At 71.8% G+C, this 21,857-nt stretch carries 23 protein-coding genes and 1 tRNA gene; 11 read left to right on the forward strand and 13 right to left on the reverse strand.

Translation table 11 applies throughout. The features are described from left to right. Positions 1-29: 29 nt before the first annotated feature. A complete protein-coding gene (gene glp / locus HMPREF2833_RS04915; protein WP_019309663.1) occupies positions 30-1,379 on the reverse strand; it encodes a molybdopterin molybdotransferase MoeA in 1,350 nt (449 codons plus the stop codon). A 66-nt stretch (positions 1,380-1,445) separates the two neighbouring features. On the opposite strand from glp, the gene moaA reads away from it, so the two are divergent. The 3 genes from moaA (at position 1,446) to HMPREF2833_RS04930 (ending at position 4,111) form a co-directional block, all read left to right on the forward strand. Next, a complete protein-coding gene (gene moaA, locus HMPREF2833_RS04920) occupies positions 1,446-2,522 on the forward strand; it encodes a GTP 3',8-cyclase MoaA (RefSeq protein ID WP_019309664.1) in 1,077 nt (358 codons plus the stop codon). Between the two features lie 4 nt (positions 2,523-2,526). Next, on the forward strand, positions 2,527-2,790 hold the full coding sequence (locus HMPREF2833_RS04925) for a MoaD/ThiS family protein (protein ID WP_019309665.1): 264 nt from the start codon (positions 2,527-2,529) through the stop codon (positions 2,788-2,790). A 187-nt stretch (positions 2,791-2,977) separates the two neighbouring features. Further along, positions 2,978-4,111 (forward strand): molybdopterin molybdotransferase MoeA, encoded by a 1,134-nt coding sequence (locus HMPREF2833_RS04930; protein ID WP_019309666.1) that lies wholly within the window; start codon positions 2,978-2,980, stop codon positions 4,109-4,111. Positions 4,112-4,155: 44 nt separating this feature from the next. Here HMPREF2833_RS04930 and HMPREF2833_RS04935 read toward each other — a convergent pair whose 3' ends face one another. From HMPREF2833_RS04935 to HMPREF2833_RS04960, 6 genes are all read right to left on the reverse strand, one after another. Beyond that, positions 4,156-5,331, reverse strand: a complete 1,176-nt coding sequence (locus HMPREF2833_RS04935) for a GNAT family N-acetyltransferase (protein ID WP_019309667.1) — start codon at positions 5,329-5,331, stop codon at positions 4,156-4,158. Positions 5,332-5,530: 199 nt separating this feature from the next. Further along, a complete protein-coding gene (rplA, locus tag HMPREF2833_RS04940) occupies positions 5,531-6,241 on the reverse strand; it encodes a 50S ribosomal protein L1 (protein WP_019309668.1) in 711 nt (236 codons plus the stop codon). A gap of 86 nt (positions 6,242-6,327) precedes the next feature. Then, positions 6,328-6,759 (reverse strand): 50S ribosomal protein L11, encoded by a 432-nt coding sequence (rplK, locus tag HMPREF2833_RS04945; protein ID WP_019309669.1) that lies wholly within the window; start codon positions 6,757-6,759, stop codon positions 6,328-6,330. Between the two features lie 132 nt (positions 6,760-6,891). After that, positions 6,892-7,776, reverse strand: a complete 885-nt coding sequence (gene nusG / locus HMPREF2833_RS04950) for a transcription termination/antitermination protein NusG (RefSeq protein WP_019309670.1) — start codon at positions 7,774-7,776, stop codon at positions 6,892-6,894. Between the two features lie 45 nt (positions 7,777-7,821). Next, positions 7,822-8,088, reverse strand: a complete 267-nt coding sequence (gene secE, locus HMPREF2833_RS04955) for a preprotein translocase subunit SecE (protein ID WP_019309671.1) — start codon at positions 8,086-8,088, stop codon at positions 7,822-7,824. Positions 8,089-8,151: 63 nt separating this feature from the next. Next, positions 8,152-8,224: transfer RNA gene (locus tag HMPREF2833_RS04960), tRNA-Trp, on the reverse strand. Between the two features lie 238 nt (positions 8,225-8,462). Between HMPREF2833_RS04960 and HMPREF2833_RS04965 the strand changes: the two genes are divergently transcribed. Both HMPREF2833_RS04965 and HMPREF2833_RS04970 read left to right on the forward strand, forming a co-directional pair. Further along, positions 8,463-9,674: a pyridoxal phosphate-dependent aminotransferase gene (locus tag HMPREF2833_RS04965; RefSeq protein WP_035885112.1), complete on the forward strand. Its 1,212-nt coding sequence runs from the start codon at positions 8,463-8,465 to the stop codon at positions 9,672-9,674. A gap of 1 nt (position 9,675) precedes the next feature. After that, complete coding sequence (locus tag HMPREF2833_RS04970) at positions 9,676-10,044, forward strand: hypothetical protein (RefSeq protein WP_019309673.1); 369 nt, start codon at positions 9,676-9,678, stop codon at positions 10,042-10,044. 147 nt (positions 10,045-10,191) lie between these two features. Here the strand turns inward: HMPREF2833_RS04970 and HMPREF2833_RS04975 are convergent, their stop codons facing one another. The 3 genes from HMPREF2833_RS04975 to ppk2 all read right to left on the reverse strand — a co-directional run bounded on the left by HMPREF2833_RS04975 (position 10,192) and on the right by ppk2 (position 13,470). Further along, the gene (locus tag HMPREF2833_RS04975; protein WP_019309674.1) at positions 10,192-11,760 is read right to left on the reverse strand and encodes a PepSY-associated TM helix domain-containing protein; all 1,569 of its coding nucleotides are present in this window, start codon (positions 11,758-11,760) and stop codon (positions 10,192-10,194) included. 74 nt (positions 11,761-11,834) lie between these two features. Beyond that, positions 11,835-12,497: a hypothetical protein gene (locus HMPREF2833_RS04980; protein WP_019309675.1), complete on the reverse strand. Its 663-nt coding sequence runs from the start codon at positions 12,495-12,497 to the stop codon at positions 11,835-11,837. A gap of 61 nt (positions 12,498-12,558) precedes the next feature. Further along, the gene (ppk2, locus tag HMPREF2833_RS04985) at positions 12,559-13,470 is read right to left on the reverse strand and encodes a polyphosphate kinase 2 (RefSeq protein ID WP_029603156.1); all 912 of its coding nucleotides are present in this window, start codon (positions 13,468-13,470) and stop codon (positions 12,559-12,561) included. A gap of 227 nt (positions 13,471-13,697) precedes the next feature. Between ppk2 and HMPREF2833_RS04990 the strand changes: the two genes are divergently transcribed. Continuing rightward, entirely contained in the window at positions 13,698-14,729 is a 1,032-nt protein-coding gene (locus tag HMPREF2833_RS04990; RefSeq protein ID WP_019309677.1) for an ATP-dependent 6-phosphofructokinase, read from the forward strand. A 115-nt stretch (positions 14,730-14,844) separates the two neighbouring features. On the opposite strand, the gene HMPREF2833_RS04995 is transcribed toward HMPREF2833_RS04990, so the two are convergent. From HMPREF2833_RS04995 to HMPREF2833_RS05005, 3 genes are all read right to left on the reverse strand, one after another. Then, entirely contained in the window at positions 14,845-16,047 is a 1,203-nt protein-coding gene (locus tag HMPREF2833_RS04995; protein ID WP_019309678.1) for a CAF17-like 4Fe-4S cluster assembly/insertion protein YgfZ, read from the reverse strand. Continuing rightward, a complete protein-coding gene (locus HMPREF2833_RS05000; protein WP_019309679.1) occupies positions 16,044-16,664 on the reverse strand; it encodes a nitrobindin family protein in 621 nt (206 codons plus the stop codon). The genes HMPREF2833_RS04995 and HMPREF2833_RS05000 overlap by 4 nt, the downstream gene beginning before the upstream one ends. 115 nt (positions 16,665-16,779) lie before the next feature. After that, complete coding sequence (locus HMPREF2833_RS05005) at positions 16,780-17,388, reverse strand: hypothetical protein (RefSeq protein WP_019309681.1); 609 nt, start codon at positions 17,386-17,388, stop codon at positions 16,780-16,782. Between the two features lie 253 nt (positions 17,389-17,641). Here HMPREF2833_RS05005 and HMPREF2833_RS05010 point away from each other — a divergent pair, with 253 nt between their 5' ends. The 5 genes from HMPREF2833_RS05010 (at position 17,642) to HMPREF2833_RS05030 (ending at position 21,850) form a co-directional block, all read left to right on the forward strand. Continuing rightward, on the forward strand, positions 17,642-18,331 hold the full coding sequence (locus HMPREF2833_RS05010; RefSeq protein WP_019309682.1) for a response regulator transcription factor: 690 nt from the start codon (positions 17,642-17,644) through the stop codon (positions 18,329-18,331). A 34-nt stretch (positions 18,332-18,365) separates the two neighbouring features. Beyond that, on the forward strand, positions 18,366-19,277 hold the full coding sequence (mshD, locus tag HMPREF2833_RS05015; protein ID WP_019309683.1) for a mycothiol synthase: 912 nt from the start codon (positions 18,366-18,368) through the stop codon (positions 19,275-19,277). Between the two features lie 78 nt (positions 19,278-19,355). Continuing rightward, positions 19,356-20,306 carry an NUDIX hydrolase gene (locus HMPREF2833_RS05020; RefSeq protein WP_019309684.1) on the forward strand — a complete coding sequence of 317 codons (951 nt, stop codon included), beginning with the start codon at positions 19,356-19,358 and terminating at the stop codon, positions 20,304-20,306. A 78-nt stretch (positions 20,307-20,384) separates the two neighbouring features. Continuing rightward, entirely contained in the window at positions 20,385-21,206 is an 822-nt protein-coding gene (locus HMPREF2833_RS05025) for a thymidylate synthase (protein ID WP_019309685.1), read from the forward strand. Then, complete coding sequence (locus HMPREF2833_RS05030) at positions 21,203-21,850, forward strand: dihydrofolate reductase (RefSeq protein ID WP_019309686.1); 648 nt, start codon at positions 21,203-21,205, stop codon at positions 21,848-21,850. Before HMPREF2833_RS05025 ends, HMPREF2833_RS05030 begins: the two co-directional genes overlap by 4 nt. Positions 21,851-21,857 lie beyond the last annotated feature (7 nt).

Genomic DNA, 21,857 nt, shown 5'->3' on the forward strand with positions numbered 1-21,857 from the left:
CACCGGCCGGGCGGGTGTGCGTTCCGGTCTCACGGTCCGTTCCGAGCTCCGCGAGGTGCCCCGGCCGCCTCGTCCGAGGTCTCCGAGCACCGGGTCACCACCCCGCCGTCGAGGACGAGCATGTCCATCTCGGTCCCCCGGGGCAGGGTACCGGTGCCGGGCGGGATGCGGACGAGCACGTCCGCCCGCGCGGCCGCGGTCAGCAGGTGGGAGGACGCGCCGCCCACCAGCGCGACCCGCGCAGGCGCGGTGGGCAGCAGCGTGCCCCGACGCAGCTGGGTGCGGGATTCCAAGGGCTCCACCGGGGCGTCCAGCCGGGCAGAGGTCCAGCGCGCGGGCGGGCAGCAGGCCCACACGTCCGCGAGCGCGGCGCGCAGGAACACCTCGCACGAGACCCACGTGCTCACGGGATTGCCCGGCAGGCACAGCACGGGTGTCCCCCGGAGCAGCCCGCAGCCCTGCGGGCCGCCGGGCTGCATGTCCACGTGGCCGAACCACATCCGCGTGCCCGCCCGTTCAAGACCCTGCCGCACCACTTCGAAGGCACCCGCGCTGATGCCTCCGCTCGTGACCACGAGGTCCGCGCGTGACTCCTCCAGTGCCGCACGGAGGGCACCGAGGAACGCGTGGGGGTCGTCGTCCACGCGCAGCCGGCTCACGCGCGCGGCACCCTGGCCGGTGAGCCACGCCTCGAGCAGCGGCCCGTTCGCGTCGTGCACGGACCCCGCGGGCAGCGGTCTGCCGGCGGGCACCACCTCGTCCCCGCCACTGACCACGAGCACACGCGGACCGTGCTGCACCGTCACCGGGTCCTCCCCCGTGAGCCCGAGCGCCGCGCACGCCCCCAGCGCGGCGGCTCCGAGCACCGTTCCGGCGGGCAGTGCCACCTCCCCCCGGGCGACGTCGCTGCCGGCCTCCCGCACGAAGCTGCCCTCCCGCGGGACGTCGGCGGCGGCAACCGTGACGGTGGGGGTGTCGAAGCGCGGGGGCAGGACGCGCTCCACGGGGATCACGGCATCGGCTCCCTCGGGGAGCACTGCCCCGGTCATCACGGCGGTCGCGGTGCCGGGGACGTGGGGCGCCGGGGCGGCCCCGGCGGCGCGGGTGCCGTGCACGGGGAGCGTGACCTGCCCTGCCCTGTGCGCGGGGGCGAGGTCCGCGACCCGCACCGCGAAGCCGTCCATCTGCGAGTTCGTGTGGGGTGGCAGGTCCAGAGGAGCCACGAGATCCTCCGCGAGCACGCGCCCGCGAGCCGCCGCCAGTGGAACCGGCCGTGCGGCGTCGTCCTCGCGGCCCCGGGCGCGGGCGCAGCGGAGCAGGGCCCGGACCGCCTCCCGGTGCTCGGAGATGGTGCGGTGCGCGGACGGGGTGCGGGACATGGGTCCAGGGTAGTCACCCTCCCGGGGGCGGCGAGGGTGTCGGGGTGGAGACCTACACTGGGGCGCATGTCCGTTTTCCTCGGCAACCCCCAAGTGCTTCCCACGCGGGGAGTGCCCACGCAGGGACCGCTGACGGACCGTTTCGGACGAACCGCCACGGACCTGCGCATCTCCATCACCGACAAGTGCAACCTGCGGTGCACCTACTGCATGCCCGCGGAGGGCATGCAGTGGCTCCCCCGAGAGTCCCTGCTGACGGTCGAGGAGATCGTGCGGCTCGCACGCATCGCCGTGACCGAGTTCGCAGTGCGGGAGATCCGCCTCACCGGGGGTGAACCTCTCATCAGGCCGGACCTCGAGCAGCTGGTGCAGGCCCTGAACACCGCGCTGCCGGGCGTACCCGTGTCCATGACGAGCAACGGGATCGGACTGGCCGCCCGGGCACAGGGGCTCGCGGACGCCGGAATGACGCGGATCAACATCTCCCTGGACACCCTGTGCGCGGAGACCTACGAACGTCTCGCTCGCCGTGGGCGGCTCACCGAGGCGCTGGACGGCGTCGCCGCGGCCCGACGCGCGGGGATGAGCCCCGTGAAGATCAACGCGGTGCTCATGCGGGGCGTCAACGAGCACGAGGCGCCCGAGCTGCTGCACTGGGCGCTCGAGAACGCGTGCGACCTGCGCTTCATCGAGCAGATGCCCCTGGACGCGGACCACGGCTGGACCCGGGAGAACATGGTGAGCGCCGCGCAGATCCGCGAGAGCCTCTCCCGGGACTTCGACCTCACCCCGGACACCGCACCCCGGGCCGGCGCGCCCGCCGAGAAGTACCTCGTGCGCCGGAGGGCCGAGGACCGGGTGGTGGGCACCGTGGGCATCATCGCCTCGGTGACCGAGCCGTTCTGCGAGGACTGCACGCGCACCCGCATCACCGCCGAGGGCCACGTGCGCTCGTGCCTGTTCTCCCACCACGAGACCGACCTGATGCACCTCCTGCGCTCCGGCGCCACCGACGCCCAGGTGACCCAGCGCTGGCGCGAGGCCATGTGGGTCAAACCCAGGGCGCACGGGATGGAGCACACCGGTCTGGACTCCGGGGACTACATCCAGCCGGACCGCAGCATGAGCGCGATCGGGGGCTGACGCGGTGCGCGTGAGGTATTTCGCCGCGGCGGCCGCCGCCGCCGGCACCGAGGAGGAGCACGTGGCCACGCCGTTGGCGCTGAGCCGTACCGACCTGGCGCAGCTGCTCGTGAGCCTGCACCCCGTGGCTCCGCCCGGTGAGCCCGCCCTCGCGCAGGTGCTCCCCCGCTGCTCGTGGCTCGTGGACGGCGTGGCCGCCAAGGATCCGCTCTCGCCCGTGGCTCCCGGCGCCACCGTGGACGTCCTGCCGCCCTTTGCCGGTGGCTGAGCCCGTGCCCACCCCAGCTGATCCCCCGTGGGCCCGCGGTCTCCCGGTGCGACGTCACGCGGGGCGGGACGACACCCGGGACCTCGCTCACCGCGTCGGAGCGGCGCTCGCCCACCGCGCCGGAGCTGATCCTGCCACCGAGCCGTGTGGGGCACCCCGTGGCCCCGGAGGTGCCCCCACCGAGCACGTGCCGCTGCCACGGGTCACCGGCCGGGTCCTGGCCGAGGACGTCGAGGCCGCCTGCGCCGTGCCGCACTACGCCTCCAGCGCCATGGACGGCTACGCGGTCCGCGGTCCCGGACCGTGGAAGCTGGTGGGCGGTGACTCGCCGTCAGCCCCCTCGGGGCCCGGCGCCCCGGTGCCTCTTCCCAGCGCCGCGTCGGCGGTGGCCCTCGCACCGGGCACTGCCGTCCCGGTGGTCACGGGTGGCGTGATCCCCGAGGGCACCACGAGCGTGGTCCGGGAGGAGTTCTCGTGCCGCTCCGGCTCCATCGTGCGTCTGGCGCCGAGCGCCCCGCCCTCCGAGCTCGAGGGCCGCCACATCCGCGCGACGGGCACGGAGTGCCAGGTCCACGAGGTGCTGTTCCACGCCGGCCGGGTGCTGTCCCCCGCGGACGCCGCCTTCGCCGCCGTGGCCGGGCTGGACCACCTCCCCGTCCGGCGGGCACCCCGGGTTGCCCTGCTGCTCACGGGCTCCGAGGTGCGCACGAGAGGTGTGCCCGCGCCCGGTCTGGTGCGGGACGCGTTCAGCATGTCCGTGCCCCACGCGGTCACCGCGTACGGAGGCGTGCCGGGCACGGTGCACCGTGTGGACGACGACCCCGCATCCCTGAGCACGGCCTTCCGGGAGGTGTGCGCAGAGCACGACGTGGTGCTCACCACCGGGGGCACGTCCCGCTCCGGTGTGGACCACGTCCGCCCCATGCTCGAACGGGAGACCCGGGTGCTCGTGGACCAGCTCGACCTGCAGCCGGGGCACCCCGCCCTGCTGGGTGCCGCGCGGCGCAGTGCCGTGCTGGCTCTTCCCGGCAATCCGCTGGCCGCGCTCGTGGTGGTGCTCCTTGTGGGTGGCCCGCTGCTCGCCGGGTTCTCGGGGCGCGCCGCGCCGGGCCTCGTTCCCGTCACCGTGGGCGTCGACGCCGCGGGCGGACGCCGGGAGAAACTCGTGCCCGCACGACGCCGCGGGGACGCGTGGGAGCCGTGCCGCGCCGTCGGCCCCAACATGCTGCGGGGTCTGAGCGAGGCAGAGGGGCTGCTGAGCATTCCGCGCGCCGGCCTCGTGCCCGGAGACCGCACGGTGGTGCTCCCGCTGCCCTGGTGACCTCCGGCGAACCGCCCCGTGTGGGCGGCACGTCCCCCGAGGGGTCAGACGACGCTGAAGTCCTGCTCCCAGATCGCGGACTGCCCGGCCTCCTGGAACCCGAGCTGCGCGTTCACCCAGTTCATGCGGTCGTTGCCGCTGTGGGTCCACGAGTACACGGTGGTGACCTCCGGGGCCACGGCTGTGAGCTGCTCCAGATTCGCCAGCTTGAGGCGCATGCCCAGCCGGTGGCCGCGGTGCTCCCGCACCACGAGCGTCTCGTCCTGCAGCGCCAGCACGGGGCGGTGCTGCGCGAGGATCAGCTCGGTCATGCCCACGAGCTCACCGGTGCGCAGGTCCTGGACCACGGCCATGAGCGAACGGTCGCCGTCCTCCTGGCGCAGCTGCTCGGTGCGGCGCACCCGGTCCCCGTCCCAGGGATCCGGATCCGCCACGGTGGGGCGCACGAACGAGTCCGTGGGGATCTTCGCGTGCAGCTGCGCGAGCGGGGCGAGCAGCTCCTCGGGGGCCTCTCCCACCCACGTGTGCATGCGGTAGTGCTCGGCGAACGGGCTCGAGCTCAGGGACTCCTGGATGCGCTGCAGCCGGGTCTCCGCCAGGGGAACGGGCAGCAGGGCGAAGCTGCTCACCGTGCGCAGGCCGTACCCGGCGTGCTGGGCAAAACGGGTCTGGCGGTGGCTCGCCGGCAGCCGGCCGGAGCCGTCCGCGGCATCCAGCCACGCCACCGGCGCGCCGTGACCGCCGGAGGGCTCCTCGCCGTCCGAGCTGCCGTCCACGCTGCCGTCCCCCGGGCCCGCCGGATCCCGGGCCTCCGACGCCGGGTGCTCGGTGACGAGCCGGACCAGGCGGCGGGACTCTCCGTGCGCCAGCTGCTCAGCGGCACCCAGAAGGCCGCGTCCAATGCCCTCCGACGTCTCGTCCGGGTCCACGTGCACCACGATCTGCGCCATCCCGGTGTCCGCGATCAGCGGCATCCGCACCTCGGCGCGCCCCACGAGCCGGTCCTCCAGGAAGGCGCACAGGATGTTGACGCGCTCGTAGGGGTCCTTGAGGTCCCGGAAGATGTCGTGGGCCTCGTTGCTCAGCTGGTCCGTGCCCCACACGTGGCGTCGGGAGGACTGCACCAGGGAGGCGACGTCCCCCAGCAGCCGCTGGGCGTCCGCGTCGAACGCCTCGGGGATGCGCAAGAGCTCGATACGTACCGGTGACGACTGCGTCACTGTGTTCTCCTTCCGTGCCGTCCACAGCCCGGACGGCACCCGGTGGCGGATCCGCGCCGGGATCCAACCTCCAGTACATCATGGAACGCCCATGGCGATCCGGCCCCGAACATGGCAGTAGGGCCCGGCCTGGGACGGCACGGGCCCTACTGTCACTGCTGAACCGTGGCACCCTCCAGGGCCCCACGGCGAGCCGGGATCACGCCTGGGCGTTCACCTCGGTGGCGTTCGGGTCCACGGGGATGCCCGGGCCGAACGTGGTGGCCACGGTGGCCTTGGTGATGTAGCGACCCTTGGAGGCGGAGGGCTTCAGACGAAGCACCTCCTCCAGGGCTGCACCGTAGTTCTCGGCGAGCTTCTGCGCGTCGAAGGACGCCTTGCCGATGATGAAGTGCAGGTTGGAGTGCTTGTCGACGCGGAAGTCGATCTTGCCGCCCTTGATGTCGTTGACGGCCTTGGCCACGTCCATGGTCACGGTGCCGGTCTTGGGGTTCGGCATGAGGTTGCGGGGACCCAGGATCTTGCCCAGGCGGCCCACCTTGCCCATCATGTCCGGCGTGGCCACGGCGGCGTCGAAGTCCGTCCAGCCGCCCTGGATCTTGGCGATCAGGTCGTCGCTGCCCACGAAGTCGGCGCCGGCGGCCTCGGCCGCGGCGGCCTTGTCACCGGTGGCGAAGACGACAACGCGGGCGGTCTTGCCGGTGCCGTTGGGCAGGTTCACGGTGCCGCGGACCATCTGGTCCGCCTTGCGGGGATCCACGCCGAGACGCATGGAGACCTCCACGGTGGGATCGGACTTGCTGCCCTCGGCCAGTTCCTTGGCCAGGGCGACCGCCTCGGCGGGAGCGTAGAGCTTGCCCGCCTCGATCTTCTCGGCAGCTGCCCGGTATGCCTTGCTGCGCTGTGCCATCTGCTTCTTCTCCTTGTGCAGTTGTGGTCTGCGGACCGCGCTCGGCCCTGCCACGATGAAGTGTGTTGCTGGTGAGTCGGGAGGACTCAGTTGACCTCGATGCCCATGGAGCGGGCGGTGCCGGCGATGATCTTCGCGGCGGCGTCGATGTCGTTGGCGTTGAGGTCTTCCTTCTTGGTCTCGGCGATCTCACGGACCTGGTCCATGGTGATCTTGCCCACCTTGGTGGTGTGGGGGACGCCGGAACCCTTGGCGACGCCGGCGGCCTTCTTGATCAGCTGAGCGGCGGGCGGGGTCTTGGTGACGAACGAGAACGAGCGGTCCTCGTACACGGTGATCTCCACCGGCACGATGTTGCCGCGCTGGGATTCCGTGGCCGCGTTGTAGGCCTTGCAGAACTCCATGATGTTGACGCCGTGCTGACCCAGCGCCGGACCCACGGGAGGAGCCGGGTTGGCGGCGCCTGCCTGGATCTGCAGCTTGATCAGGCCTGCGACCTTCTTCTTCTTGGGAGCCATGTGATGGTCCTCTTTCTGGCTGTGCGTACCGCCGCACAGGAGCGTACGACGGCGGGTGGTCGCCGTGGCGCGGCGACCGGACGGAGAAGCCCCGGACCAAAGCGCATCCGGGGAACTCCGAAGTCTGGGGTGCTAGATCTTGGTGACCTGGTTGAAGCCCAGGGTCACGGGGGTCTCGCGCTCGAAGATGGAGACCAGCACCACGAGCTGCTGGGATTCCACCTTGATCTCGGAGATCGTGGCCGGGAGGGTCTCGAACGGGCCCTCCTTCACGATCACGGACTCGCCCACCTCGAAGTCCACCGTGACCTGCGGGGCGGCGCCACCCTGGGCGCCCGCGCCGGAGCCGGCGGTCTCGCCGAGGCCCTTGGCCTTCTCCGGGGTCTCGAACGTGGGTGCCAGCATGTCGAACACCTCGTCGAGGCGCAGCGGCGCGGGGTTGTAGGCGTCCTGGCCCACGAAGCCCGTGACGCCCGGTGTGTGGCGCACCGCGCCCCAGGAGGCGTCGGTGAGGTTCATGCGCACCAGCACGTACCCGGGGATGCGCACGCGGCGCACGGTCTTGCGCTGGGAGTTCTTGATCTCCACGACCTCTTCCATGGGCACCTCGATCTGGAAGATGTCCTCTTCCATGTTGAGGGACTGGATGCGGGTCTCGAGGTTGGTCTTCACGCGGTTCTCGTAACCGGCGTAGGTGTGGATGACGAACCAGTCGCCCTCCTGGCGGCGCAGGTTGGCCTTGAACTCGGCCACGGGATCCACCTGGTCCTTGGCCGCCTCCTCGGAGACCTCGACCTCCACGAGCGGCACCGGAGTGGCCTCGCCGTTGCCCTCGGCGACGTCGAGGTCCGCCTCCTGGACGGCCTTCTCGTCGGTGACGTCCTGCGAGTCCGTGGGCTCGGCGGACGCGACAGTGTCGGACACGCTCTCCGCCGACTCCTCGCGCGCAGCGTCCCCGGACGGGGTGTCGAGCTGCGCGGGCTGAGTGTCGTCGTTCTCGAGCTCGTGATCGGTCACTGGCTTCTCCTGCTTTCTGTGGACGGCTGGACGTGCTGCGCGGTCTTACTGGGCCTGGTCGCCGTTACCGAAGAGCCAGAGGGCCAGCTGCCCGAAGGCCAGGTCCAGCAGGGAGATCAGCACCATCATGAAAGCGACGAACACCAGCACGACCAGGACGTAGTTGACGAGTTCCCGCCGGGACGGGGTGACGACCTTCTTGAGCTCCCCCACGACCTGGCGGATGAACAGCCAGATCCGTCCGAAGAAGCCGCGCTTGCGCTCCGAACCGGCGGGTTGACCCGGGGTCTGTCCTGTGACGGTGTGCGACATCGGCTCTCCCCTGCGTGAAGCAGCTTCTCGGCGGTGGTGTTCATGCCGTGGTGGGTCGTGAAGCAGGGCAGACAGGACTCGAACCTGCAACCTGCGGTTTTGGAGACCGCTGCGCTACCAATTGCGCCACTGCCCTTCATCTGCCGCGTCGAGGGAACCACGACCGCGGCAACGGTGCCCGAGCCTATCACCGGCTCGTGTCACCCGGATCCGTTCCGCCGTGGGGCAACGGGGTCCCGGGTGGCGGCACCAACCAACTATGGTACGCGGCCGCCTCGTTCCGTGCAAAGCCGGGGGCGGGGCACCTAAGCTGGGAGACCAGCGCCCGGGTTCCGCCGCGGGCGACGCCAGCCAGCCCAGGAGAGATGATCCCCATGTCACCAGCGCAGCAGCGCATCTCGCACCGGATCGCGGCGATCGCGGAGTCCGCGACCCTTGCGGTGGACGCGAAGGCCAAGGCCCTCAAGGCCGAGGGTCGTCCCGTGATCGGGTTCGGCGCGGGCGAACCGGACTTCTCCACACCGGAGGACATCGTGGCGGCCGCGGCCGAGGCCCTGCGGGACCCGGCGAACTTCCGCTACTCCCCCGCCGCCGGTCAGCCGAAGCTGCGCGAGGCGATCGCCCGGGCCACCGCGCGCGACAGCGGCTGGGACGTCAAGAGCTCGCAGGTGCTCGTGACGAACGGCGGCAAGCAGGCCGTGTACCAGGCCTTCCAGACCGTGGTGGACGACGGCGACGACGTCCTGCTCCCCGCCCCGTACTGGACCACCTACCCTGAGGCCATCCGCCTGGCCGGCGGCAATCCCGTGGAAGTCTTCGCGGGCGCGGAGAACGACTACAAGGTCACCCCCGAGCAGCTCGAGGCCGCCTGCACCCCCGCCACCAAGGCGCTGCTGTTCTGCTCCCCGTCCAACCCCACGGGCTCGGTGTACACCGAGGAGGAGACCCGCGCGATCGGCGAGTGGGCCGCGGCCAAGGGCATCTTCGTGATCAGCGACGAGATCTACCAGCACCTCACCTACGACGACGTGCAGTTCGTGTCCATGGCCCAGGCCGTTCCCGCGCTGCACGAGCACCTGATCCTGCTCAACGGTGTGGCCAAGACCTACGCCATGACGGGGTGGCGCGTGGGCTGGATGGTCGGTCCCGAGGACGTGGTCAAGGCCGCCACCAACCTGCAGTCCCACCTCACGTCCAACGTGAACAACGTGGCGCAGGCCGCCGCACTCGCCGCCCTGGAGGGCCCCATGGACAAGGTGGCCGAGATGCGGGAGGCGTTCGACCGGCGTCGTCGGACGATCGTGGACGGGCTGAACGCGATCGAGGGCGTGAACTGCCCCGTGCCCACGGGCGCCTTCTACGCGTACCCGGACGTGACCGCCCTGCTCGGACGCGAGTTCGACGGCGTCACGCCGCAGACCTCCGCCGAGCTCGCGGAGCTGATCCTCGAGAAGGCCGAGGTGGCCGTGGTCCCGGGCGAGGCGTTCGGCCCCTCCGGCTACCTGAGGCTGTCCTACGCGCTGGGTGACGACGACCTCGCCGAGGGGCTCTCCCGGCTGCAGGCGTTCCTGGGAGGGAAGAACTGACATGGCAGCCACCGACACCGTGAAGAGCCTGGACGCGCACCTGCCGTCCCCCGTGGCCGTGCCGAGTGCGCTCCTCGTGGGCGCCGGGCTGATCGGCGGCTACGGCATCGCCCGCGTCACCGGCGTGCGCGCGCTGGGCGGCGTGGTCCTCGCGGCGTGCGGCGCCGCAGCGGGCCGCACGTGGCTCGCGTCCGCCGGGCCCTCGACCGCCACGAGCCTCGGGATGCTCTACGGCGGGAGCTTCGGCGCGTCCCACCCGCTGGCCAAGAAGATGGGCGCGTGGCCCTCGGTGCTCACGGTGGCCGCGGTCAACGCCGCGGCCTCCTGGGCGCTCGTGGACCGTCACAACTTCGGGCCCGACGCCGCCTGAGCCCGTTCCCGGCACGCCGCACCGCGCGCCACCTGACACCGCGCTGAAGCGCACCACGGCCGTGGGCCCCACCGAACGGTGGGGCCCACGGCCTTCCTCACCCCGTGCGCGGGTGGCGGGCACGGGCCGGTGCCGGGTGACGGGCCCCTAGCCCCGGTCCATCCCCTCCAGTGAGGGCGCCGGCAGCGGAGCACGGTCCTCTCCCGCGTCAGCGCCCGCGATGCCCCCGCGCCCTCGCTCCTGTGAGGCGACCCGGGCCGCGGTGCCGTCCGAGCGGCGTCGTGCCCGGAGCCCCAGCAGCAGGTCCACGGCCAGGAAACCCAGCAGCGAGAGACCCAGCAGCGGGACGAACAGCCCCACGGCGACCGTTCCCAGCCCCAGCGCGAGCCACGCCCACACCGGGGTGGCGCGCAGGGCCCCGCGCGGCGGCAGCGGACCGAACTGCACGCCCGCGGCCCGGGTGGGGCGGCGCCGCCACCACATGGAGTACCCGCTCACCACCAGCACCACGATCGCCGCGGCAAGTGCGAGCAGCACGAGCTGGTTGGGCAGCCCGAACAGGAGCCCCATGTGCGCGGCGATGGCCCACTGGGTGAGCTTCGCGGGAAGGCCCCACTCGGAGAACCGCACCTGGTCGGTGACGTGCAACCGCTGCGGGTCCACCGCCACGCTGTCCACCTGGGTGGGCCAGGAACGCTCGTTCTCGGAGACCGTCCACGCCGCCCCGTCCGCGGCGGCAGGCTTGAGCTCCACGATCCGCGAGTCCAGGCCCGCCTCCCGGGCGGTGGCCAGCACCGCGTCGAAGGAGCCCTGCACCCCGGCGTCGTCGGGTCCCTGGTGACCCTGGTGCCCGTCGTGACCGTGGTGACCGGCGTGCTCGTCCTCGGCTCCGCCGCCGGAGGCCCCGCCGAGGTCGGTGGAGACCTTCGGCGTGGTCCAGTTCAGCGCGGTGCGCAGCTGCGCCACGTTCTCCCCCGCGTGCGCGGACCACGTGAGGCCCGACGCCGCGAGGAACAGGAAGCCCACCGCGAGCCACACGCCGGTGGCGGTGTGCCAGGAGCGGGTCCGCCGGTAGGCGTTCGCCTCTGCGGGCCGGGGCACCAGCGTCACCCGGGCGCGTCGGCCCCGCGCCACACGACGCCGGTGCAGAACCACCATGCAGAGACCGCTCAGGGCGAGGACCCACAGCCACGAGGCCGCCAGTTCGCTGTAGAGCCGACCGGGCTCGCCGAGGAGCAGGTCCCGGTGGAGCCGGTCGATGGTGGTGCGCAGCGGAAGGGCCCCGCTGGTGCCGTACACGGTCATGTCCCCCGTGACGCGTCCCGTGCCGGGATCCACGAACACCGCACGGGACTCGCCCCGTTCCAGTGCGGGATCCGCGAACATCACACGCGTGGTCCCGCCGTCGGACGCGGGCCGGACGTTCACCGGCGAGTCGGGTGAGCCGATCGAGCGCCGGGCGGCGTCGACCTGCTCATCCAGGCTCAGGGGCTGTGCCGAGGCGGTGCCGGTGAGCGCATCCGCGTAGACCACCCGCTCCAGCTGGGGGGTGAACACGTACAGGGCCCCGGTGACCGCGGCGACCACCAGGAAGGGGCCCACGAGGAGCCCCGCGTAGAAGTGCAGCCGTCGCAGCAGCGGCAGCAGCCACACGGACATGATGGGCGCGCCGGTGCGGGCGCGTTCGGACGACGATGCATCCAGTGCTGTGGACATGGTGAAGTACCTCTCGATGAAAGACAGGCCGACGGCACCCCGTGCCTGACGGGGTGTGGTCGGTGGTGGACTGCTCAGATCGAGAGGAGGGGCGGCCCGCGCCGCGAGATCACGCGCACGGGCGACCACGTGCGCGGTGGCAGGAGGTAGGCCAGCGGGACCGGGCGCAGCCCGTGGCACGGCACGAGCACCGGGCGCAGCAGCACCACGGCCGAGAAGAGGAGCTGGACGGCGGCGTGCAGCAGACGCCACCAGCCGTCCTCGGCGTGGCGCAGCAGCACGAAGGTCACTGCAGCGGCCGCCAGGTGGGCCCAGATCATGGGGCCGTGGAGCATCTCCGCGCCGTGGGACATCCCCGGGACCGGGCTCGCAGCCGCGGCCTCCGTCAGACCGGCGCCGCCGTGACCGGCCAGGGAGTGCAGCACGGACGGGTCGTGGTGCGCGTGGGAGCTCGCCCCGGCGGCGTGGCGGGTGGATGCCTGGGAGCCCGAGTGACCACCTGCCGAGAAGATCACGTGGAACGGCACCTGGCTCAGCAGTACTGCGAACCCTGTGCGCAGCGCGCCCATGCGGTGCCCGGCGAGCAGCACGCAGACCACCCCCGCCAGCGTGAACGCCACACCGAGGAGGAGTGCGCTGGGCGGGCTGGGATCGATCGCGTAGTGGGACGTGGCCGCGCAGAGGATGCTGATGCCAGCGGCCGCCCAGCCTCGGAGGAACCGGGCGGGGCGGCTCACGGGCGCGCTGGAATCCATCGGGTGGCCTGGGGCAGGTGGGGCAGGTGCTGCGGAGTGCGGCTCAGTCGTCCACGGCGTCCCGGCCGCGGCGCACGATCAGCGGGTCCGGCGGGTACACCACCGAGGTGTCCTTGTCCTCGTAGTCGAACTGGTTGAGGAAGAAGCGGATGGCGTTGAGCCGGGCACGCTTCTTGTCGTTGGACTTGATGGTGATCCACGGGGCGTGGTCCGTGTCCGTGCGCCGGAACGTCTCCTCCTTGGCCACCGTGTAGTCCTCCCAGCGGTCCAGGGACGCGAGGTCCATGGGCGAGAGCTTCCAGCGGCGCACGGGGTCGATCTGGCGGATCGCGAAGCGGGTGCGCTGCTCGTGCTGCGTCACGGAGAACCAGAACTTGGTGAGGTGGATCCCCGAGTCCACGAGCATCTTCTCGAACACCGGCGCCTGCAGCATGAACTCCTCGTACTGCTCGTCCGTGCAGAAGCCCATGACGCGCTCCACGTTGCCGCGGTTGTACCAGGAGCGGTCGAACAGCACGATCTCGCCGTTGGTGGGCAGGTGCTGGATGTAGCGCTGGAAGTACCACTGCCCTTGCTCACGGTCCGAGGGCTTGTTCAGCGCCACCACGCGGGCGGCACGCGGGTTCAGGTGCTCCGTGAAGCGCTTGATGGTGCCGCCCTTGCCCGCGGCGTCCCGGCCCTCGAAGACCACCACATGCTTGAGGTCGTTGTCCTGGCCCCAGTACTGGAACTTCAGCAGCTCGATCTGCAGCTGGTACTTCTCCAGCTCGTAGTCCTCCCGGGACATCCGCTCGTCGTACGGGTAGCCCTCGCGCCACGTCTCCACGGCGCTTCCCCCCGGGTCGATCAGGTCCGGGTCCGGGGACTGACCGTCCCGCACCGTGTACCCCTGGTCCACGAGCTTGTCGATGAACTCGCGCAGGTTCTCACGGGCCGGTTCTTGCTGGGCGGTCATCTGGTCCTCCTGGTGGCCTGGCGTCGCGAACGGCGTGTTCACAGTTCTCGGCTCCGATCTTAGTTCCCCGCATTAACCCCGGGTGAATGTCCGGGGCGTGCCGTGGCGAGAACGTTCACGGAACCCGTCCGTGCGCGGGGGCGTCGCCCGCCCCGCACGAACCCCCGGTCACTAGGATGGAGGGTGTCAGAACGACCACGACACCACAGAGGAGCACTGACCCCATCATGCGAATCGGGCTTATGACCAGCGGCGGCGACTGCCCCGGGCTCAACGCGGTGATCCGCGGGGCGGTGCTGCACGGCATCAAATCCTTCGGCCACGAGTTCGTGGGCTTCCGTGACGGCTGGCGCGGCGTGGTGGAGGGCGACATCATGGAGCTGCCCCGCCAGAGCGTGCGCGGCCTCGCCCGTGAGGGCGGCACCATCCTGGGCACCTCCCGGACCAACCCGTTCGACGGCCCCCACGGCGGGCCGGAGAACATCGCCAAGGTCCTGGAGAGCAACAACATCGACGCCGTGATCGCGATCGGAGGCGAGGGCACCCTGGCCGGGGCCAAGCGTCTCGCGGACGCCGGGCTTCCGGTGGTGGGCGTGCCCAAGACCATCGACAACGACCTCCAGGCCACGGACTACACCTTCGGCTTCGACACCGCGGTGTCCATCGCCACGGACGCCATGGACCGGATCCGCACCACCGGCGAGTCCCACCACCGCTGCATGGTGGCCGAGGTGATGGGCCGCCACGTGGGCTGGATCGCACTGCACTCCGGCATGGCCGCCGGCGCCCACGCGATCCTCATTCCCGAGTTCCGCGAGTCCATGGAACAGGTCTCCGAGTGGGTGCGCGAGGTCCACGACCGCGGCCGGTCCCCGCTGGTGGTCGTGGCCGAGGGCTTCATCCCCGACGACCGCGAGGAGGCCATTGCGGGCAAGGGTGTGGAGGCCTCCGGCCGACCGCGTCTGGGCGGCATCGGCGAGTTCGTCACCCAGGAGATCGAGCGCATCACGGGCATCGAGACTCGCAACACGATCCTGGGCCACATCCAGCGTGGCGGCGCCCCCACGGGCTTCGACCGGGTGCTGGCCACGCGCCTGGGGATCGCCGCCGTGACCATGGTGACGGACCAGGAGTGGGGCAAGATGTGCGCCCTGCACGGCACCGACGTGGTCCGCGTGGACTTCTCCGCGGCCCTCGATGGTCTCAAGGCCGTCCCCCAGGACCGATACGACGAGGCCAAGGAACTCTTCGGCCGCTGAGCCCTGCTCCACGACGTGGGCCCTCGGAGGAACTGCCTCCGAGGGCCCACCTCGTCCTGGTGCCGCCGTCACCCGTCGCGTCCACCTGTGGCCTGGGGCGACGACGCCGCACGGCTCAGATCCGCATGCCTCCGCCGCGCGGTCCGCGCATGAGTCCACCTGCTCGGCCGACCACCGAGCCGGCCTCCGGCGGCACCACCACGGTCTGCGACGCCGCCCACTGCTCCGCCGCGGGAGCGGAGCCGTCGGACTCCTCCTGGTCCACGGCGTGAGGCATCTCCCGCACGGTGAGCACCGCCTCCGGATCCACCGAGCGCTTGAGCACGGCGAGGGCGATGGGCCCTGCCTCGTGGTGCAGCTGGGCCGCTGTCACACGACCCACGACCCGCCCGGACAGCTCCACCGCCGCTCCTGCCTCCGGCAGGGTGTGCTGGGAGCCGTCGAGGTCCAGGAAGGTGAGCCTGCGGGGCGGGTGCCCCAGGTTGTGCACGCGCGCCACGGTCTCCTGACCGCGGTAGCAGCCCTTGGACAGGTGGACGGCCGTGCGCATCCAGTCCAGCTCGTGGGGAATGGTCTTCTCGTCCGTGTCCGCGCCCCACCGGGGACGCCAGGACTCGATCCGCAGCGCCTCCGCGGCCCACGACCCCGCGAGCTGGAAACCTTCCCGTTCGAGGGCCTCGACCACGGGCTCCAGAACGTCCCGCGGCACGAGGTGCTCGAACCAGGTGCGAGCGCTGCCGGGGTGGTCCTGCTCAGCGGCGTACCCGTGACCGCCCACGGCGATCCCGGGCCAGGGGTCCTGCCACGCCGGGCCCACGGCGGGGCCCGAGCGGTCCGGGAGCAGCGCGGGGATCCGTGCGGAGAGGTCCTGCGCGGCCGCCAGAACCGCCCATTGTGAGGACACGTCCTGCACGTCCACCCGGAGGGCAAAACGCATGGAGGTCAGCCAGTCCGTCAGACCGGAGGTCTCCCCGGCCTCGGTGATGAGCCACGTGGTGGTGCCGTCGTCCACGACGTGGGGCGCGTACTCCACGCGTCCCTGCACGCTGAGGAAGAGGGCCTCGGTGCTGCGGCCGGGTTCCAGGGAGGTCAGCACCTGGGAGGAGAGCGTGGTGAGCCAGCTCAGCCGGTCCGGGCCGCTCACGGTCACGACGCCGCGCTGGGACTGGTCCACCACGGCTCGTCCGCGGGCGAGGGCCCGCTGCTCCGGGACGGGGTCACCGTAGTGGGCGGCCACCCCGGCGTCGAGGCCCTGGGCGGGCACCGCTCCGTGACGCCCCAGCAGCACGGACGAGGACACGGAATCCGCCGTGCTCACGACCGCGGATCGGCCGTGGGCTCGAGCTTGGTGAGCTCGGCGGAGGCGTGCGTGGCCAGCTCCCGCCCCTGGGCGGCCATGTCCCAGGCCCACATGAGGTGGTTGTTCACGAGTCCGTAGAGGCGCGTGCCGGACTGGTACTCCTTGGCACCCTGGGCGCGGATCACGGCGTCGGTGCGCAGGTCCACGCGCGGGCCCTTGATCTGCCCGAGGTACAGCTCCGCCACCCCGCCGGGCTGGAGGATGCTCACGGAGATGTCGAAGCCGCCGTCCGCGTTGCGCAGCTTCTCGACGTCCTCCGCGGAGGTGAGCACGGGGACGGGATCGGGGGGCAGCATGCCGGGGCCGATGTCCCCGTCCTCACGGGGACGCGCGAGCTCCCAGAAGCCCTGCTCGTACGTGGCCTCGCGCTGCGGCTCGCCCTCTTCGTCGAGGAGCGTGGTCTGCGCGCGGTAGATCACGAACGGGAGGCCGGTCTGCTCGAACGTGACGCGCTGGCGGAAAGCGCGCTGCTCGGCGTCGCCGTACCCCATGAAGCCGTTGCCCTCCCACGTGCCCAGGAGCCACGCGAAGGGGACGAGTTCGGGGGTCAGGTCAGAGGGGATCTCGATGGGCACGAGCTACATCTGCCCCTTGAAGAGGCTGAACACGACCTTCGCGCCAATTCCGAGGATGGCGAGGGTCGCGAGACCCAGGAGGACCAGGTAGAAGATTTCGAGTGCAAGCATGGCTTCACGCTACCACGGCGGCCAGTACCTGACCCGTGAAAACTGCCACCATTCCCAGCAGCGCCACGGGCGTCACACCGAGTGTGATCATCCCCCGCCGCGCCAGGTTCTCGGGGGCCGCAGAGATCACGCGGGCACCCGCGACCACGAGGATCACGGTCAACGGGGCGCCCACACCGGCCACGGTGAGCCACCCGCTGAGACCCTGCTCGTGGGCCACGGTGGAGAACGCGATCCACCCGGAGGCGGCCACGGCCGCGAGCACCCCCGTGACGGACGCCAGAGTGGACTCCAGCCGGTACTTCGCACCCTCACCGCGCACGAGCTCGGCCACGCACACGGCCATGAACGACACACCGATGACGGCGGGCAGCCACACGAGACGCTGCGACGGCACCAGCTGCACCAGAAGGCACGCCAGGGTGCCGGCCGAGGCGATGAGCACGTTGTGGCGGCGCCGGGCCTGGATGCCCGCCGCGGCAGGCCACCCCACGCCGATCGTGACCGCCATGCCCACGGAGACCACGAACGGCGCCCAGCCCCCCAGGAGGCCGGCCGTGAGCGCGAGGACCAGCGCCACCACGGCGGCGATGATGATGCGCGCGTACTTCATGGGGAGGTTCCTCCGGGCCGGCCTGCGGGCGGTGATCTGTTCCGCGCCCTGGTGCCAGGGTAACCGCCATGCGTCCCCCGCCGGGCCCCGACCACCCGCCGGGCGCGGCCGGGGCGGTGGTCGGGACCGCGCTGCCCAGGGGCCGGGCCCCGGTGGGGTGCCCCGCGGCGTCGGCACACCCCCGCCTATACTGGCCCGGTCATCGGCCGGGCCCGCTCGGGGCCGGTCCCCACGCCTGCGAGCGGAGCACACCGTGTCCCACATCGCCCTGCTCAGCCCCGCCCCCGGTGCGGTGGACACCGCGCTGCCCGCCCTCGAGCTGCTCCCCCACACGGTCTCGGTGCACCCGCTGACGGCGACCGGAGCGCTCACCGGACCGAGTCGCCCGGATGTCGTGGTGCTGGACGGAACCGCCGATCTCGTGGGCGCCCGCAACGCGGCGCAGGCGCTCTCCGCCGCCCAGCGCCCGCTGCCCGTGCTGCTGAGCGTGACGGAGGGCGGAATGGTGGCCGTGGCGGCGTCGTGGTGCGTGGACGACGTGGTGCTGAGCACCGCGGGGCCCGCCGAGGTGGAGGCCAGGCTGCGGCTCGCGAGCGCGGGAGGTGCCGCGCCGGAGCCGGAACCCGAGGGGAGCGTGCTGCGCGCGGGCTCGCTCAGCATCGACGAGGACTCCTACACGGTGAAACTCGCGGGACGGGCCCTGAACCTCACGTTCAAGGAGTTCGAGCTGCTGCGGTTCCTGGTCCAGCACGTGGGCCGGGTCTTCACCCGCAGCCAGCTGCTGTCCGAGGTGTGGGGCTACGACTACTACGGCGGCACCCGCACCGTGGACGTGCACATCCGGCGGCTGCGCGCCAAGCTCGGCTCGGACCACGAGCACCTGATCACCACGGTGCGTAACGTGGGGTACAGCTTTGCGGCAGGCAGGGAGACCTCTGCCTGAGCACCGCGCCGACGACCGCCGAGGAGGCACCGCCATGTCCGTCACCGTGACCCCGTACGACAGCATCCCGTTCCCCGAGGACCTCGTGGCCCTCGCGGAGCACTCCCGCGCGCACGACGGCGAGCCGCCGTTCTCGGACCAGACGCTCGTTGAGCTGCGCTCCGGCCGGGCGGGGGTCACATGCGTGGTCGCCACCGACGGCGAGGACCTCGTGGGAGCCGCCGTGGTGATGCCCCAGCCTGACGCCGCCTCCACGTTCACCGTGGAGCTCACCGTGGACCCGGAGCACCGCAACCGGGGCGTGGCCACGGCCATCGCGGGCCAGCTGCGCGGTCTCGTGGACGGCACCGTGGAGGCCTGGGCGCACGGTAACCAGCCCGCGGCGCGCCGGCTCGCCGAGCTGCACGGACTCACCGCTGTGCGTGACCTGCTGCAGCTCAAGCGCACGGTCGCCGGCGCCCAGGACGTGCCCCTCGAGGTGTCGCTGCCGGAGGGCGTGGAGATCCGCGCGTTCGAGGTGGGCCGGGACGAGCAGTCCTGGCTGCGGGTCAACTCCCGCGCCTTCGCCCAGCACCCCGAGCAGGGCCGTCTGACGCTGTCCGACCTGCAGCAGCGCGAGGGCGAGTCCTGGTTCGACCCCGCCGGTTTCCTCCTGGCGGTGACCACCGAGGACCCGGACCGGGTGGTGGGCTTCCACTGGACCAAGGTGCACACGGGCGGCGAGGGCGTCGCCGACCTGGGCGAGGTCTACGCCGTGGGCGTGGACCCCGAGCAGCAGGGCGGCGGCCTGGGCCGCGCGCTCACGGCCGCGGGCATCAACCACCTGGCCGAGGAGGGACTCGAGGAGGTCATGCTCTACGTGGACGCCGACAACACGGCGGCCGTGTCCCTCTACGAGTCCCTGGGCTTCGAGCGCTGGCACGTGGACGTCATGTACCGGGGCTGAGCCCCGCTACCATCGGTACGGGATCCCCGCCCCCTCCCTGCGGGCGGCACGCGAGTTTCGGAGCACGGAGAGCAGAGCATGGCGAAGAACAGCACCCTGAGCACGTACGACATCCTCGCCGCGGGGTGTCTCTGCTGGCGGGTGGTGGACAACGAGCTCCAGGTGCTGGTGATCCACCGTCCCCGCTACGACGACTGGTCCTGGCCCAAGGGCAAGCAGGACGACGGCGAGACGCTGCCGGAGACCGCCGTGCGCGAGCTGCGCGAGGAGACGGGGCTGCGCATCACCCTGGGGGTCCACCTGGGCGACTCCGAGTACAAGGTCCGCGGCAACGACAAGCTCGTGCGCTACTGGGCGGCCGAGGTCTCCCCCACCGCGCAGACGGCCCCGGAGGACGACGAGGTGGACGAGATGCGGTGGGTCACCCCCGCCCGCGCCCACGAGATGCTCAGCAACAAGGACGACCGCGCGCCACTGGAGCGGCTCACCCAGCTCTACTCCCAGGGCCTGCTGCCCACCCGCCCCGTGATCGTGATCCGCCACGCCAAGGCCAAGCCGCGTTCGTCCTGGCAGCGGGCCGAGGGGGACCGCCCCCTCGCGGCCACCGGCAAGCGGCAGGCCCTGGCCGTGACCCGGCTGCTCGCGGCGTGGCAGCCCGAGCGCGTGGTTACTTCCCCCTGGCTACGCTGCATGTCCACGGTGGTGCCCTACGCCACCAAGCACAACGTGAAGGTCAAGGAGCGTCCGCAGCTCACCGAGGCCACCCACAAGCGCCACCCCAAGCGCGCCGCCCAGGTCACGGAGCAGCTCTTCGACAGCGAGCGCCCCGTGGTGCTGTGCACCCACCGCCCCGTGCTCCCCACCGTTCTCAAGGTGCTCGCGTCCCACATGCCCTCCAGGATGGCCAAGGAGCTGCCGGACTCTGACCCCTACCTGAGCCCGGGTCAGATGATCGTGATGCACATGCCGCGCGGCTCCCAGCGCTCCCGCGCCGTGGCGTTCGAGATCATCTCCCCGTTCGACGACTGACCACCCCGCGGTGGCGCCCCCGCGGCCCCCGCCAGCAGAGAGCGCGACGCGAGCGTGCGGCGTCGTGAGAGGAGAGCCATGAGCGAGATCCCCACACCGTACGAGGACCTGCTGCGGGACGTCCTGGAGAACGGGACGCCCAAGACGGACCGCACCGGGACCGGGACGCTGTCGGTGTTCGGGCGCCAGATCCGCTACGACCTCAGCTCCTCCTTCCCCCTGCTGACCACCAAGCGTGTGCACTTCCGCTCCGTGGCGCTCGAGCTGCTGTGGTTCCTCTCCGGCTCCTCCAACGTGCGCTGGCTGCAGGAGCGCGGGGTGAGCATCTGGGACGAGTGGGCGGACGAGAACGGGGACCTGGGTCCGGTGTACGGCGTGCAGTGGCGCAGCTGGCCCGCCGGGCACGGGGAGACGATCGACCAGATCGCGCGCGTGGTCGAGTCCATCCGCACCACCCCGGACTCCCGGCGGCACATGGTCACCGCGTGGAATCCCGCGGAGGTGGACCGGATGGCGCTGCCCCCGTGCCACGCGCTGTTCCAGTTCTACGTGCAGCCGCGCGAGGACGGCCCGGACGCCCTGAGCTGCCAGCTCTACCAGCGCTCGGCGGACCTGTTCCTGGGCGTGCCGTTCAACATCGCCTCCTACGCGCTGCTCACCGTGATGGTGGCCCAGCAGTGCGACCTGGTGCCCGGCGAGTTCGTGTGGACCGGCGGGGACTGCCACATCTACACCAACCACCTGGAGCAGGTACGCACGCAGCTCGCGCGCGAGCCCTACCCGTACCCCACGCTGCGGCTCACGCGTCGCCCGGAGACCATCTTCGACTACGCGTTCGAGGACTTCGCGGTGGAGGGCTACCAGCACCACCCCGGCATCAAGGCACCGGTGGCGGTGTGAGCGCGGACCGTTTCCCCGCCCCATCCCGGACCCAGCCCCCGGCGGACGACGACGCCGCTCACGCCCCGTCCGCGAGCGGCACGAGCGGCGTCGTCGTGGGGGCCATCTGGGCGCAGAGCCCGAGTGGTGTGATCGGGGTGGACGGCGGTATCCCGTGGCACCTGTCCGAGGACCTGAAGTTCTTCGCGCGCACCACCATCGGGCACCCCGTGGTCATGGGCCGGCGCACGTGGGAGTCCTTCCCGGAGAAGTTCCGTCCGCTGCCGGGACGGCCGAACATCGTGATCACGTCCCGTCCGGAGTCCGTGCCCGCGGACGGCGAGCGCGTGTGGGCCGTGGGCTCCTACACCGAGGCCCTCGACCTCGCCGTGTCCCTGCTCCCGGCTTCCGGGCCGGAGCACGAGGACACCGCCCGTGAGGTGTGGGTGATCGGCGGGCCGGGAGTGTGGCACGAGGCCGTGTCCCACCGGCCGCTGCCGCTCACCCGTGCCCTGGTGACCACCGTGGACCTGGACGTCACCGGGGACACCCACGCTCCCGCGCTGGAGGGCTCCTGGTCCCGCCGGGAGGTCGCGGACTGGGCCGAGTCCCGCAACGGCACCCGGTTCCGGATCGACGAGTGGACGCACACCCCCGTGGGATAGCGTGATG

Origin of the sequence: Kocuria sp. HMSC066H03 (assembly GCF_001812045.1) — a bacterium.
Taxonomy (GTDB): Bacteria; Actinomycetota; Actinomycetes; order Actinomycetales; family Micrococcaceae; genus Kocuria; species Kocuria rhizophila.